The following is a 14,506-nucleotide window of genomic DNA, read 5'->3' as shown; positions in this document are numbered from 1 at the left end:
CGTACGCCTTGGTGGTGACCTCGCCGGCGATGTGCACCAGGCCGGTGGTGATCAGCGTCTCCACGGCGACGCGGGAGGTCGGGTCGTCCTTGAGGAGGGCGTCCAGGACGGTGTCGCTGATCTGGTCAGCGATCTTGTCGGGGTGGCCCTCGGTGACGGACTCCGAGGTGAACAGGCGGCGAGACACAGCGCTCCCTGGGGTTGCAGCGGCTGCTGACTGAATGCGCGCGGAAGTCCCGCGGCATCCGGAAAGACTTGATTCCTGGTGTGGAGTGTAACGGTCGGCTACCGATCGCGGACACTCCCTACGGAGGTCCGTCGTGTCCGCGACCGGAATCACCCCGGCGGGGTCTGCGCCGGTCAGGGCGGGTCGCAACCGAACCTCCCGGCCGGAGGGTGCCAACTGCCGGGGCGACCAGGGGCGTTGCCGCGGCTAGCGGCCGTCCTCCGGGCCGGGGGCGGGCAGCCGGAGGACCACCTGGTCCCAGATCGCGTCGGCCAGGACCTCCTTCGGGCCGTCCGCGATGTGGACCTCGGAGCCGTCGGCGCCCAGCAGCACCGCGCTGTTGGTCTCCTGGCCGAAGGCCTTGCCGTCGCCGACCTCGTTGACCACCAGCAGGTCGCAGCCCTTGCGGGCCAGCTTGGCCCGGCCGTGCGCCAGCACGTCGTCGGTCTCGGCGGCGAAGCCGACCACCACCTGCCCGTCGTGGGCCCGGTCGGCCGACACCTCGGCCAGCACGTCGGGGTTGCGGACCAGCACGATCGGCGCGGGCTCGACCCCGTCCACCTTCTTGATCTTGCCGGTGGCGTACTCGGCGGGCCGGAAGTCGGCGACGGCCGCGGCCATCACCACCGCGTCGGCGTCCTCGGCGGCCTTCAGCACCGCCTCGCGCAACTGCATCGCGGTGCCGACCCGGACCACGTCCGCCCCGGCCGGGTCGGGCAGCGCGGTGTTCGCCGCGACCAGGGTGACCCGGGCGCCGCGGGCCACCGCGGTGGCGGCCAGCGCGTAGCCCTGCTTGCCGGAGGAGCGGTTGCCGAGGAAGCGCACCGGGTCGAGCGGCTCGCGGGTGCCGCCCGCCGAGACCACCACGTGACGGTCGGTCAGGTCCCGCTCCCGGGCGCCGCGCAGCAGCACCCGGCGGCAGACCGCGAAGATCTCGCCCGGGTCGGGCAGCCGGCCCTTGCCGGTGTCGACGCCGGTGAGCCGGCCCACCGCGGGCTCGATCACGATCGCGCCGCGCCGCCGCAGCGTGGCGACGTTCTCCTGGGTCGCCGGGTGCTCCCACATCTCGGTGTGCATCGCGGGCGCGAACACCACCGGGCAGCGCGCCGTCAGCAGGGTGTTGGTCAGCAGGTCGTCCGCCAGGCCGTGGGCGGCCTTCGCCAGCAGGTCCGCGGTCGCCGGGGCGACCACCACCAGGTCCGCCTGCTGCCCGATCCGCACGTGCGGGACCTCGTGCACCCGCTCCCAGGTCTCGGTCGCCGCGGGCCGCCCGGACAGCGCCGCCCAGGTCGCCTCCCCGACGAAGTGCAGCGCCGCCGCGGTCGGCACCACCGTCACCTCGTGCCCGGACTCGCTGAACCTCCGCAGCAGCTCACAGGCCTTGTAGGCGGCGATCCCGCCGCTCACCCCGAGGACCACACGGGACGCGTTCATGACGGTCGGCTCTCCTTAGTGCGACGTGCTGCGACGTGCTGCGGCGTGCTGCGGCGGCTCGGGCCCACCCTACGGCCCCCGCCGCCGCCCTGCGACGTGTCCGGGCGCACACGGCACAGGGCCCGCCCCGCTGCCGGAGACGGCATCGGAACGGGCCCTGCGGTGGCTCTCGGGGCTCAGGCGCCCTCGACCGCCTCGGCGGTGAGCAGGCCGGCGTTGATCTCGCGCAGCGCGATCGACAGCGGCTTCTCGTGCACGTGGGTGTCGACCAGCGGGCCGACGTACTCCAGCAGGCCCTCGCCCAGCTGCGAGTAGTACGCGTTGATCTGGCGGGCGCGCTTGGCCGCGTAGATCACCAGGCTGTACTTGGAGTCGGTGGCCTCGAGCAGCTCGTCGATCGGCGGGTTGATGATGCCCTCGGGCGCGGTCATCGAAGAGGACACGCTGAACCTTCCGAAGTGGTTTTGTCAGGAACTCTGTCCGGACCGGCTGGGTGCAGCCGATCCGGTCAGGCTACACCGAGCAAGGCTAGCAGTTCGGCCGCTACCTGCTCGACGGAGGTGTTGACAAGCGTCGTGTCGAACTCCGCCTCGGCCGCCAGCTCGACCTTCGCGACGGCCAGCCGCTCGTCGATCACGTCCTGCGGCTCGGTGCCGCGGCCGGTGAGCCGGCGCACCAGCTCCTCCCAGCTCGGCGGGGCCAGGAAGACCAGCTGGGCCTCGGGCATCGACTCCTTGACCTGCCGGGCGCCCTGGAGGTCGATCTCCAGCAGCACCGGCTCGCCCTTGTCGAGCTTGTCGAGCACCGCCTGCCGCGGCGTCCCGTACCGGTTCCCGGCGAAGACCGCCCACTCCAGCAGCTCGCCGTTGGCCACCAGCTTGTCGAACTGCTCGTTGTCGACGAAGTGGTACTGCACGCCGTCGCGCTCGCCGGGGCGCGGGTGCCGGGTCGTCGCCGACACCGACAGCCAGACCTCGGGGAACTGCTTCCTCATATGAGCGACGACCGTGCTCTTGCCGACCCCGGAGGGGCCGGAGAGCACGGTCAGCCGCGGACGCTCACTCATGTACCGATTATCCCGGATCGCGGACGTTCCGCCGACACCGGCCTCCGTTCAGGAGGCGGCGCCGCCGAACTCGCGCTCCAGGGAGGCGATCTGGTTCGTACCGAGGCCGCGCACGCGACGGCTCTCGGAGATGCCCAGGCGCTCCATGATCTGCTTGGCGCGCACCTTGCCGACGCCCGGCAGGGACTCCAGCAGGGCGGAGACCTTCATCTTGCCGATGACCTCGTCGTCGGACTTGCCGGCCTTGATGACGTCGTGCAGCGAGGCGCCCGAGTGCTTCAGCCGGTTCTTGACGTCAGCGCGCTTCCGGCGAGCCTCGGCGGCCTTGGCGAGCGCGGCGGTGCGCTGTTCGGGAGTAAGGGGCGGAAGAGCCACGCCGTTCACCTCAGGTGTGGATGGAAGGGATGAGCCATGACTTGGTGGTGCCCGGACGCCACAGGCTCTGACCTGCGGAGGTGGCCGTGACCACCGCCAACTGGCGTCCTACCGCCGGACACTACCCAACTTGGGCCGCCGCGTCAGGAAAAGAACACGAAAAGTCCAGGTCAGCAGGGGCCGACCTGGGAGTTTTCCGGTCAAATCAACCGAGTTGACGGCCCTCCGGTCATGCGTTTGTGACGGCCCTCACATCGTCGACGAACGCCTGCGCGGCCTGCCGGAGCGCCTGCACCGACGGTCCGTGCTTCAGCACGTCCCGGCTCACCGAGGGCACCACGTTGCGCACCTGGTCGCCGAAGACCCGCGGCAGGTCGGCCGCGGTGGCGCCCTGCGCGCCCACGCCGGGGGCCAGCAGCGGGCCGTTGATCGCCAGGTCCGCGCCCGCGTCGGCGAGCGTCGCGCCGACCACCGCGCCGAACGAGCCCAGCGGCTCGGCGCCCGCGTTCTCCGCCGCCAGCCGCCGCAGCACCTCCTGCGCCACGCTCCGCCCGTCCGCCCCGACCGCCCGCTGCACCTCGTGCCCCTCCGGGTTCGAGGTCAGCGCCAGCGCGAACAGACCGCAGCCGTTGGCGTTCGCCAGGTCGACGGCCGGCTGCAGCGAACCGAAGCCCAGGTACGGGCTGACGGTCAGCGCGTCGGAGAACAGCGGGCTGCCCGGCGACAGGAACGCCTCCGCGTACGCGGCCATGGTCGAGCCGATGTCGCCGCGCTTGGCGTCCATCACCACCAGCGCCCCGGCCGCCCGGGCCTCGGCCACCGAGCGCTCCAGGACGGCGACGCCGCGGCTGCCGAAGCGCTCGAAGAACGCGGCCTGCGGCTTGAGCACCGCGACCCGGTCCGCCAGCGCCTCCACCACCGTGCGGGAGAACGTCTCCAGGCCCGCCAGGTCGTCGCCCAGGCCCCAGGCGGTGAGCAGCGAGGCGTGCGGGTCGATGCCGACGCAGAGCTGGCCCCGGGTGTCGAGGGCGGTCCGCAGGCGGGTGCCGAAGGGCGTGGTGTCAGTCATCTACGGTCTTCCGTCTTCCGTCGTGGTGGTGCGGTGGGCCAGCCCCACCGCGTCGGTGTAGGCGGTGAAGCCCCTGGTGGTGAGCTCCGCGCGCAGTTCGTCGAGGATCCGCAGCGGGGCGGTCGGGTCGCGCAGCAACTCCGAGCCGACCGCGACGCCGGACGCCCCGGCCAGGGTGAACTCCAGGGCGTCCCGCCCGGTGCGCACCCCGCCCATCGCGAGGATCGGCACCGCGGGCATCCGTCCGGCCCGCATCGCGGCGTGCACCTGGAACACGCAGTGCACGGCGACCGGGCGCAGCGCGGGCCCGGACAGGCCGCCCGTCCCGGCCGCCAGGGCGGGGCGGCGGGCGTCCAGGTCGATGGCCATCGCGCGGGCGGTGTTGACCATCGACAGGCCGTCGGCCCCGGCCGCCACGCAGGCGGCCGCGACCTCGGTGACCGTCCCGGTGTCGGGGGCGAGCTTGGCGTAGACCGGCAGGTCGGGCGCGACGGCCTTCACGGCGGCGACCACGTCGTAGCTGAGCGCCGGGTTGGCCGCGAGCGGCACGCCCCGGTCGGCGGCCCCCGGCACGGACAGGTTGAGCTCCAGGCCGCGCACCCCGTCCCGTCCGGCCAGCCGGGCCGCCAGCTCGGCGAAGTCCTCCAGCCGGTGCCCGCCGATCGACACCACGGTGCGCACCCCGCGCTCCGCCAGCCAGGGCAGCTCCCGCCGCAGGAAGCCCTCCAGCCCGGGGTTGTGCCCGCCGACCGCGTTCAGCACCCCGGCCGGCACCGGCACCACCCGCGGCCCCGGCGCCCCCGCCCCGGCCCGCGGCAGCACCGTCCGGGTGGTCAGCGTCCCCAGCTCGTCCAGCGGCACGAACCGCGCCAGCTCCCGCCCGAACCCGGCGCACCCCGCCGCCGTCGACAGCGGGTTCGGCACCGTCCCGCCCCCCAACGGCGCGGTGAGGTCCACGTCCTGACGCTCCGTCACTCCCCCGCCCCTCCCGCGTCCGCCCCTTCCACGTCCGCCGGCACGGTGTCCAGCCCGCCCCAGCGCACCCGCACGCCGTCGAACACCGGCCCCTCGGTGCAGGCGCGCACCAGGCGGCTGACGCCGTCGGCGTCGCGCACCGGCAGCACGCAGCCCAGGCACAGCCCGGTGCCGCAGGGCATCTCGGTGGCGACCGCCGTCCAGCTGCGCGCCCCGCGGGCCGTCGCGGCGGCGACCGCGGCGGCGGTGAGTTCGGGGCTCGCGGCGGTGTAGAGCAGGTCGGCGTCGAGCGCGGAGAGGGCCTGGTCGAGGAGGGCGGCGGGGTCGTCGCCGAGCGGGAGCCCGGCGCTGCCGTCGGCGGTGAGCAGCAGGACGTCGGCGGTCAGTTCGCGGGCGGCGTCGACCCCGTACAGCCGCCCGGCGCTCTCCGCGACGAGCACGAAGGCGACCTGGCTGCCCGCCGCGAGGAGCTGTTCGGCGAGGGCGAGCAGCGGCCCGGCCTGGGTGTCCTCGCCCAGCAGCAGGGCGCAGCCGGGGGCGTCGGGCTGCGGGTAGGGGGTGCCGAGGGGGGCGATCAGGTCGAGCAGCGGCGGGGGGTCGGCGGGCAGCAGCAGGTCGAGCGTGTCGCCGTCGGCGCGCAGCACGGGCACGGCGTGGCGCAGCACGTCGACGCTGCCCGCGGGGGCGGTCAGGGCCGCGAAGTGCCCGGGCCGGAACCGGGCGGCCGCCGTGGCGCACCGCACGGTGACCCGCCGGGCGGGCCCGTCGGCCCGGGTGCCGACCACCTCGGCCCGGGCCACCACCGGATTGGCCATCCCCGCCGTCCCTTCCTCTCGCCCGTCCCCGCCCGTCCCCGCCCGCCCCGCCGCCGCTCCCGCCGGTCGCTCAGCGGTTGCCCTTGCCCACCGCTTCCCCGATCGTCGCGTACCCGGCCGCCCGCAGCCGGGCCGACAGGCCACGGTGCACCTTGCGCATCCAGAACGGCCCCTCGTAGATGAACGCCGAGTAGCCCTGGACGAGGTCGGCACCGGTCAGGATGCGCTGCCAGGCGTCCTCGGCGGTCTCGATGCCGCCGACGGAGACGATGGCGAGCCGGCCGTCGGTGCGCTTGCGGAGGCGTTCCAGCACCTGCAGCGAGCGCTCCTTGAGCGGGGCGCCGGAGAGGCCGCCCGCGCCGATCTCCTCGATCCGGTCGGCGGGGGTGCGCAGCCCCTCCCGTCCGATGGTGGTGTTGGTGGCGATGATGCCGTCGAGGCCGAGGTGCAGGGCCATGTCGGCGATCTCGTCGATGTCCTCGTCGGCGAGGTCGGGGGCGATCTTCACCAGCAGCGGCACGTGGTGGTTGGTGACCTCGTCGGCGGCCTTGCGGACGTCCCACAGCAGCGGCCCGAGCACCTGGACGGCCTGCAGGTTGCGCAGCCCGGGGGTGTTCGGCGAGGAGACGTTGACGACCAGGTAGTCGGCGTACGGGGCCAGTGCCCTGGCGCTCTTCAGGTAGTCGGCCGTCGCCTCGTCCTCCGGCACGACCTTGGTCTTGCCGATGTTGACGCCGATGACGGGCGTGCTGCTGGTGTGCGGGCGGGCGGCGAGGCGGGCGGCGACCCGGGCGGAGCCCTGGTTGTTGAAGCCCATCCGGTTGATCAGCGCCCGGTCCTCGACCAGGCGGAACAGCCGCGGCGCGGGGTTGCCGGGCTGCGGCTCGCCGGTCACGGTGCCGATCTCGACGAAGTCGAACCCGAGCATCGACAGGCCGTCGATGCCGATGCCGTCCTTGTCGAAGCCCGCGCCGAGGCCGAACGGCCCGGGCAGGTCGAGGCCGAGCGCGGTGGTGCGCAGCCGGGGGTCGCGCGGGGCGAGCACGGCGCGCACCAGCGAGCGCAGGCCGGGCACCGAGGCGGCCAGCCGGATCCAGAAGAACGCCAGGTGGTGGGCCTTCTCCGGGTCCATCTTCTTGAACACCAGGTTGAACAGGAGCTTGTACATCGCGGGTGGGTCCTCCGTGGGCCGGGCCGGGACATGGACGTGGGGGGCACCCGGCAACCGGACCGGCGTGCCCCCCACGGTTTCGACCTAGTTGCGGCCGGAGTTGATCAGCGTCGCGTGCTCCTGCAGCGACATCACGCCGACCTCGCCGCGCCGCAGCTCGGCGATGCCCTGCACGGCCGCGCCCATCGCCTGCACGGTGGTCAGGCAGGGCACGCCCCGGGAGACCGCGGCGGTGCGGATCTCGTAGCCGTCGAGGCGGCCGCCGGTGCCGTACGGGGTGTTGATGATCAGGTCGACCGCGCCCTCGTGGATCAGCTGGACGATGGTCTTCTCGCCGTCCGGGCCCTCGCCGTCGGAGTGCTTGCGCACCACGGTGGCGGGGATGCCGCCGCGCTGCAGCACCTCGGCGGTGCCGGTGGTGGCGAGCAGTTCGAAGCCGAGCTCGACCAGCGCGCGGGCCGGGAAGACCAGGTTGCGCTTGTCGCGGTTGGCGACCGAGACGAACACCTTGCCCTTGGTGGGCAGGGCGCCGTACGCGCCGGTCTGGGACTTGGCGTACGCGGTGCCGAAGACCCGGTCGATGCCCATGACCTCGCCGGTGGAGCGCATCTCGGGGCCGAGCACGGTGTCCACGCCGCGGCCGTGCACGTCGCGGAAGCGCGACCACGGCATGACGGCCTCCTTGACGGAGATCGGCGCGTCGGCGGGCAGGGTGCCGCCGTCGCCCTCGCGCGGCAGCAGGCCCTCGGCGCGCAGCTCGGCGACGGTGGCGCCGAGCGAGATCCGGGCGGCGGCCTTGGCCAGCGGCACGGCGGTGGCCTTGGAGGTGAACGGCACGGTGCGGGAGGCGCGCGGGTTGGCCTCCAGCACGTACAGGATGTCGCCGGAGAGCGCGAACTGGATGTTGATCAGGCCGCGCACGCCGACGCCCTTGGCGATGCCCTCGGTGGCCGCGCGCAGCCGCTTGATGTCGTACCCGCCGAGGGTGATCGGGGGCAGCGCGCAGGCGGAGTCGCCGGAGTGGATGCCGGCCTCCTCGATGTGCTCCATGACGCCGCCGAGGTACAGCTCCTCGCCGTCGTAGAGGGCGTCCACGTCGATCTCGACCGCGTCGTCGAGGAAGCGGTCGATCAGCACGGGGTGCTCGGAGATCAGGCCTGCGTGCCGCTCCAGGTAGGAGGCGAGCGAGGGCTCGTCGTAGACGATCTCCATGCCGCGGCCGCCGAGCACGTAGGACGGGCGGGCCAGCACGGGGTAGCCGATCTCGTCGGCGATCGCCTTGGCCTCCTCGAAGGAGAACGCGGTGCCGTGCTTGGGGGCGGGCAGGCCCGCGTCGCGCAGCACCCGGCCGAACGCGCCGCGCTCCTCGGCGAGGTGGATCGCCTCCGGCGGGGTGCCGACGATCGGCACGCCGTTGTCCTTGAGCGCCTGCGCCAGGCCCAGCGGGGTCTGGCCGCCGAGCTGCACGATCACGCCGGCCAGCGGCCCGGCCTGCTGCTCGGCGTGGACGATCTCCAGCACGTCCTCCAGGGTGAGCGGCTCGAAGTAGAGCCGGTCGGAGGTGTCGTAGTCGGTGGAGACGGTCTCCGGGTTGCAGTTGACCATCACGGTCTCGTACCCGGCGTCGGCCAGCGCGAAGGAGGCGTGCACGCAGGAGTAGTCGAACTCGATGCCCTGGCCGATCCGGTTCGGGCCGGAGCCCAGGATGATCACGGCGGGCTTGGTGCGCGGGGCGACCTCGCTCTCCTCGTCGTAGGACGAGTAGAAGTACGGGGTCTTGGCGGCGAACTCGGCGGCGCAGGTGTCGACGGTCTTGAAGACCGGGCGGATGCCCAGCGCGTGCCGCACCTCGCGGACCACGTCGGCCTTCAGGCCGCGGATCTCGCCGATCTGCTGGTCGGAGAAGCCGTGCCGCTTGGCGTGCAGCAGCAGCTCGGGGTCGAGCTTGTCGCCCTCTGCGAGCTCGACGGCGATCTCGTTGATCAGGAAGAGCTGGTCGACGAACCACGGGTCGATCTTCGTGGCGTCGAACACCTCCTCGGGGGTGGCGCCGGCCCGGATCGCCTGCATGACGGTGTTGATCCGGCCGTCGGTCGGGACGACGGCCTTCGCCAGCAGCTCGGCCTTGTCGCCCGGGTCGCCGACCCAGGTGAACTGGGAGCCCTTCTTCTCCAGCGAGCGCAGCGCCTTGTTCAGCGCCTCGGGGAAGTTGCGGCCCATCGCCATGGCCTCGCCGACCGACTTCATGGTGGTGGTCAGCGTGGCGTCGGCGGACGGGAACTTCTCGAACGCGAAGCGCGGCACCTTGACGACGACGTAGTCGAGGGTCGGCTCGAAGGAGGCCGGGGTCTGCTCGGTGATGTCGTTGGGGATCTCGTCCAGCGTGTAGCCGACGGCGAGCTTCGCGGCGATCTTGGCGATCGGGAAGCCGGTGGCCTTGGACGCCAGCGCGGAGGAGCGCGAGACGCGCGGGTTCATCTCGATGACGATGACCCGGCCGTCGGCGGGGTTGACCGCGAACTGGATGTTGCAGCCGCCGGTGTCGACGCCGACCTCGCGGATCACGGCGATGCCGATGTCGCGCAGGATCTGGTACTCGCGGTCGGTGAGCGTCATCGCCGGGGCGACGGTGATCGAGTCGCCGGTGTGCACGCCCATCGGGTCGAAGTTCTCGATGGAGCAGACCACCACGACGTTGTCGTGCTTGTCGCGCATCAGCTCCAGCTCGTACTCCTTCCAGCCGAGGATGGACTCCTCCAGGAGCACCTCGGTGGTCGGCGAGAGGGCCAGGCCCTGCCCGGCGATGCGGCGCAGGTCCTCCTCGTCGTGCGCGAAGCCGGAGCCGGCGCCGCCCATGGTGAAGGAGGGGCGGACCACGACCGGGTAGCCGCCGAGGGTCTCGACGCCCGCGAGGACGTCCTCCATCGAGTGGCAGATCACCGAGCGGGCGGACTCGCCGTGGCCGATCTTGGCGTTGACGGCCTCGACGACGCCCTTGAAGAGCTCGCGGTCCTCGCCCTTGTTGATCGCCTCGACGTCGGCGCCGATCAGCTCGACGTCGTACTTCTCCAGCGTGCCGGCCTTGTGCAGGGAGATCGCGGTGTTCAGCGCGGTCTGGCCGCCCAGGGTCGGCAGCAGCGCGTCGGGGCGCTCCTTGGCGATGATCTTCTCGACGAACTCCGGGGTGATCGGCTCGACGTAGGTGGCGTCGGCGATCTCCGGGTCGGTCATGATGGTCGCCGGGTTGGAGTTGACCAGGATGACCCGCAGCCCCTCGGCCTTGAGCACCCGGCAGGCCTGCGTACCCGAGTAGTCGAACTCCGCCGCCTGGCCGATGACGATCGGGCCGGAGCCGATCACCAGGACGGACTTGATGTCGGTGCGCTTAGGCACGCTGGCCCTCCATGAGCTGAACGAAGCGGTCGAAGAGGTACGCGGCGTCGTGCGGGCCGGCGGCCGCTTCGGGGTGGTACTGCACGCTGAACGCGGGGGTGTCGAGCGCCTGCAGGCCCTCCACCACGTCGTCGTTGAGGCAGACGTGGGAGACCTCGACCCGCCCGAAGGGGGTGTCGCTCACCTGGTCCAGCGGCGCGTTCACGGCGAAGCCGTGGTTGTGGGCGGTCACCTCGACCTTGCCGGTGGTGCGGTCCTGCACCGGCTGGTTGATGCCGCGGTGGCCGTACTTGAGCTTGTAGGTGCCGAACCCGAGGGCCCGGCCCAGGAGCTGGTTGCCGAAGCAGATGCCGAAGAACGGGGTCTTCTTCGCCAGCACGCCGCGCAGCACCTCGACCTGCCGGTCGGCGGTGGCCGGGTCGCCGGGGCCGTTGGAGAAGAACACGCCGTCGGGCTGCACGGCGTAGATGTCCTCGACGGTGGAGTTGGCGGGCAGCACGTGCACCTCGATGCCGCGCTCGGCCATCCGCTGCGGGGTCATGCCCTTGATGCCCAGGTCGAGGGCGGCGACGGTGAACCTCTTCTCGCCGATCGCCGGGACGACGTAGGCCTCCTTGGTGGCGACCTCGGCGCACAGGTCGGCGCCCTTCATCTCGGGCGCCTGCTGCACCTTGGCCAGCAGCTCGGCCTGGTCGGCGACGGCCGGGCCGGAGAAGATGCCGACCCGCATCGCGCCGCGCTCGCGCAGGTGGCGGGTGAGCGCGCGGGTGTCGATGCCGCTGATGCCGACGACGCCCTGGCGCTCCAGCTCCTCGTCCAGCGAGCGCTTCGAGCGCCAGTTGGAGGCGACCCGGGAGGGGTCGCGGACCACGTAGCCGGACACCCAGATCTGCTGCGACTCGTCGTCCTCGTCGTTCCAGCCGGTGTTGCCGATCTGCGGGGCGGTCATCACGACCACCTGGCGGTGGTAGGACGGGTCGGTCAGGGTCTCCTGGTAGCCGGACATGCCGGTGTTGAAGACCGCCTCGCCGAAGGTCTCGCCGACCGCGCCGTACGCCTGGCCGCGGAAGGTCCGGCCGTCCTCCAGGACGAGCACGGCGGGCACGCGCTCCCGCCTGGTGCGCTGCGTGGTGGGGGCAGGTGCGGTCATGTGGCGGCCTCTTCCGTCTTCATCGTCTTCGTACGTGTCACTAGTGCCTCGACGGCCTCGACCCAGTCCTCGTGCGCGGCGGCGGCGTCCAGCCGGAAGCCGCTCTCCAGCGCGCGGTCGCCGTGCGTCCAGCCGACCACCAGCAGCCCGCTGGGCACGACCTTGCCGGCGATGCCGGAGTCGGTGCGGGCGCCGGTGAGCGCCGCGGCGGGGATCCACAGGTCGGTGTCGCCGGGGCGGCGGGCCAGCAGGCCCCGCTCGGTGAGGGTCAGTTCGGCGAGGCTGCGCGTTCCCAGGCCGTGCGCGACGACCCGGTCCAGCCAGTTCCCCGCGGTGGTGGAGCCGTGGTAGCGGCCGGGCGCCGCGAGCAGCGCCGGGCCCGGGTCCCGCGGCACCGCGGGCAGCTCCGGCAGGTCGGACTGGAGGGTGCGCCGCCAGTTCCAGCCCTGCCGCATCAGCCAGTACACCAGCGCGATCAGGACCAGCAGGCCGACCGTCGCGCCGATGTACCCGGGCCAGTCGGTGACCTGGCCCTTCTCGGTGGCGAGCATCAGCGCTCGACCAGTTCGCCGGCGAGCACGGTGGCCTCGCCGCGCAGGAAGGTGGCGTGCACCCGTCCGGGCAGGTCCATGCCCTTGTACGGGCTGTTGCGGGAGCGGGTCGCGAAGGTGTCGGGGTTCACCACTCCACGGTACGCGGGATCGAACAGCACCAGGTTGGCAGGCTCGCCCACCGAGATGGGGCGTCCGTGCCCGGCGAGCCGGCCGATCCGGGCCGGGCGGTGCGACATCCGGTCCGCGACGCCCTCCCAGTTCAGCAGGCCGGTGTCGACCATGGTCTGCTGCACGACCGACAGCGCGGTCTCCAGCCCGACCATGCCCATCGCGGCGACCGCCCACTCGCAGTCCTTGTCCTCCGCGGGGTGCGGGGCGTGGTCGGTGGCGACGGCGTCGATGGTGCCGTCGGCCAGCGCCTCGCGCAGCGCCTCGACGTCCTCGGCGGTGCGCAGCGGCGGGTTGACCTTGTACACCGGGTCGTAGCTGCGGACCAGCTCGTCGGTGAGCAGCAGGTGGTGCGGGGTGACCTCGGCGGTGACGTCCCAGCCCTTGGCCTTGGCCCAGCGGACGATCTCGACCGACCCGGCGGTGGACAGGTGGCAGATGTGCACCCGGGAGCCGACGTGCGCGGCGAGCAGCACGTCCCGGGCGATGATCGACTCCTCGGCGACGGCGGGCCAGCCGCCGAGGCCGAGCTCGCCGGAGACCCGGCCCTCGTTCATCTGGGCGCCCGCGGTCAGCCGCGGCTCCTGGGCGTGCTGGGCGACGACGCCGTCGAAGGCCTTCACGTACTCCAGCGCGCGGCGCATGATCACCGCGTCGTCCACGCACTTGCCGTCGTCGGAGAAGACCCGGACCCCGGCGGCGGAGTCGTGCATCGCGCCGAGCTCGGCGAGCTGCTTGCCCTCCAGGCCGACGGTGACGGCGCCGACCGGCTGCACGTCGCAGTAGCCGGACTCGCGGCCCAGCCGCCAGACCTGCTCGACCACGCCCGCGCTGTCGGCGACCGGGAAGGTGTTGGCCATCGCGTGCACCGCGGTGTAGCCGCCCATGGCGGCGGCCCGGGTGCCGGTCAGCACGGTCTCGGCGTCCTCGCGGCCGGGCTCGCGCAGGTGGGTGTGCAGGTCGACCAGGCCCGGCAGGGCGACCAGGCCGTGCGCGTCGATGTCGATGTCCGCCCGGACGTCCAGGTCCTCGCCGATCGCGGCGAAGACGCCGTCGACGATGTGGATGTCCCGGGGGGCGCCGCCGAGGATCTGGGCGTTGCGGATCAGGTAGGTGGTCACTGGGCGGCCTCCGGGAGTTCGGTGGTGCGGGGGGCGTCGGCGGGCGCGTCGGCGAAGACCGCGCCGCCGAGCAGCAGGTAGAGCACGGCCATCCGGACGGAGACGCCGTTGGCGACCTGCTCGACCACGGTGCAGCGCGGGGAGTCGGCCACCTCGGCGGTGATCTCCATGCCGCGGACCATCGGGCCGGGGTGCATGACGACGGCGTGCTCGGGCAGCCTGGCCAGCCGGGCGCCGTCGAGGCCGTAGCGGCGGGAGTACTCGCGCTCGGTGGGGAAGAAGGCGGCGTTCATCCGCTCGCGCTGGACGCGCAGCATCATCACGGCGTCGACCTTGGGCAGCACGCTGTCCAGGTCGTAGGAGACCTCGCAGGGCCAGGTCTCGATGCCGATCGGCAGCAGGGTCGGCGGGGCGACGAAGACGACCTGCGCACCGAGCGTGGTCAGCAGGTGCACGTTGGAGCGGGCCACCCGGCTGTGCAGGACGTCGCCGACGATGGCGACCTTGCGGCCCGCCAGGTCGCGGCCCGCGCCGGGGTTGAGGTGGCGGCGCAGGGTGAAGGCGTCCAGCAGGGCCTGGGTGGGGTGCTCGTGGGTGCCGTCACCGGCGTTGATCACCGAGCCGTGCAGCCAGTCCGAGTCGGCGAGCCGGGCGGGCGCGCCGGAGGCGTGGTGCCGGATGACCACGGCGTCGGCGCCCATCGCCTGCAGGGTCAGCGCGGTGTCCTTGAGGCTCTCGCCCTTGGAGACCGAGGAGCCCTTGGCGGAGAAGTTGATGACGTCGGCGGAGAGCCGCTTCTCGGCGACCTCGAAGGAGGTCTTGGTGCGGGTGGAGTCCTCGAAGAACAGGTTGACCACGGTGCGGCCGCGCAGCGTGGGCAGCTTCTTGACGGCCCGTCCGGAGAACTGGGAGAGCTCCTCGGCGGTGTCCAGGATCAGCAGGGCGTCGTCGCGGCCGAGGCCGGCGGTGGAGACGAGGTGGCGCTTCAC

14 protein-coding genes are annotated in these 14,506 nt (G+C 72.8%); all 14 read right to left on the bottom strand.

All coding sequences use genetic code 11. The features are described 5' to 3' along the window. The coding region (locus tag QSK52_RS24635) for an S-adenosylmethionine synthetase N-terminal domain-containing protein (protein WP_285738312.1) at positions 1–187 on the bottom strand (187 nt) is incomplete at its 3' end. A gap of 246 nt (positions 188–433) precedes the next feature. Continuing rightward, the gene (gene coaBC / locus QSK52_RS24630) at positions 434–1,660 is read right to left on the bottom strand and encodes a bifunctional phosphopantothenoylcysteine decarboxylase/phosphopantothenate--cysteine ligase CoaBC (protein ID WP_285738311.1); all 1,227 of its coding nucleotides are present in this window, start codon (positions 1,658–1,660) and stop codon (positions 434–436) included. Between the two features lie 176 nt (positions 1,661–1,836). Beyond that, the gene (rpoZ, locus tag QSK52_RS24625) at positions 1,837–2,103 is read right to left on the bottom strand and encodes a DNA-directed RNA polymerase subunit omega (protein WP_030459184.1); all 267 of its coding nucleotides are present in this window, start codon (positions 2,101–2,103) and stop codon (positions 1,837–1,839) included. Between the two features lie 65 nt (positions 2,104–2,168). Beyond that, positions 2,169–2,726: a guanylate kinase gene (gene gmk, locus QSK52_RS24620; RefSeq protein WP_081951827.1), complete on the bottom strand. Its 558-nt coding sequence runs from the start codon at positions 2,724–2,726 to the stop codon at positions 2,169–2,171. A gap of 48 nt (positions 2,727–2,774) precedes the next feature. Next, the gene (gene mihF, locus QSK52_RS24615) at positions 2,775–3,101 is read right to left on the bottom strand and encodes an integration host factor, actinobacterial type (RefSeq protein WP_030459182.1); all 327 of its coding nucleotides are present in this window, start codon (positions 3,099–3,101) and stop codon (positions 2,775–2,777) included. Positions 3,102–3,330: 229 nt separating this feature from the next. Beyond that, positions 3,331–4,170 (bottom strand): orotidine-5'-phosphate decarboxylase, encoded by an 840-nt coding sequence (gene pyrF / locus QSK52_RS24610; RefSeq protein ID WP_285738310.1) that lies wholly within the window; start codon positions 4,168–4,170, stop codon positions 3,331–3,333. After that, positions 4,171–5,145, bottom strand: a complete 975-nt coding sequence (locus tag QSK52_RS24605) for a dihydroorotate dehydrogenase (protein WP_285738309.1) — start codon at positions 5,143–5,145, stop codon at positions 4,171–4,173. Continuing rightward, positions 5,142–5,960, bottom strand: coding sequence for a dihydroorotate dehydrogenase electron transfer subunit (locus QSK52_RS24600; protein ID WP_285738308.1), 819 nt, complete (start codon positions 5,958–5,960; stop codon positions 5,142–5,144). Before QSK52_RS24600 ends, QSK52_RS24605 begins: the two co-directional genes overlap by 4 nt. Positions 5,961–6,030: 70 nt before the next feature. After that, positions 6,031–7,128, bottom strand: coding sequence for a quinone-dependent dihydroorotate dehydrogenase (locus QSK52_RS24595; protein ID WP_285738307.1), 1,098 nt, complete (start codon positions 7,126–7,128; stop codon positions 6,031–6,033). An 87-nt stretch (positions 7,129–7,215) separates the two neighbouring features. Further along, complete coding sequence (carB, locus tag QSK52_RS24590; protein ID WP_285738306.1) at positions 7,216–10,524, bottom strand: carbamoyl-phosphate synthase large subunit; 3,309 nt, start codon at positions 10,522–10,524, stop codon at positions 7,216–7,218. After that, entirely contained in the window at positions 10,517–11,674 is a 1,158-nt protein-coding gene (carA, locus tag QSK52_RS24585; RefSeq protein ID WP_285738305.1) for a glutamine-hydrolyzing carbamoyl-phosphate synthase small subunit, read from the bottom strand. Before carA ends, carB begins: the two co-directional genes overlap by 8 nt. Then, complete coding sequence (locus tag QSK52_RS24580; protein ID WP_285738304.1) at positions 11,671–12,225, bottom strand: hypothetical protein; 555 nt, start codon at positions 12,223–12,225, stop codon at positions 11,671–11,673. Before QSK52_RS24580 ends, carA begins: the two co-directional genes overlap by 4 nt. Next, positions 12,225–13,517 carry a dihydroorotase gene (locus QSK52_RS24575; protein WP_285738303.1) on the bottom strand — a complete coding sequence of 431 codons (1,293 nt, stop codon included), beginning with the start codon at positions 13,515–13,517 and terminating at the stop codon, positions 12,225–12,227. The genes QSK52_RS24580 and QSK52_RS24575 overlap by 1 nt, the downstream gene beginning before the upstream one ends. After that, the gene (locus QSK52_RS24570; protein WP_285738302.1) at positions 13,514–14,506 is read right to left on the bottom strand and encodes an aspartate carbamoyltransferase catalytic subunit; all 993 of its coding nucleotides are present in this window, start codon (positions 14,504–14,506) and stop codon (positions 13,514–13,516) included. Before QSK52_RS24570 ends, QSK52_RS24575 begins: the two co-directional genes overlap by 4 nt.

Origin of the sequence: Kitasatospora phosalacinea (assembly GCF_030268885.1) — a bacterium.
Taxonomy (GTDB): Bacteria; Actinomycetota; Actinomycetes; order Streptomycetales; family Streptomycetaceae; genus Kitasatospora; species Kitasatospora phosalacinea_C.
Note: the sequence above shows the minus strand (reverse complement) of the source record. Positions and strands in the feature narration are given on the sequence as shown.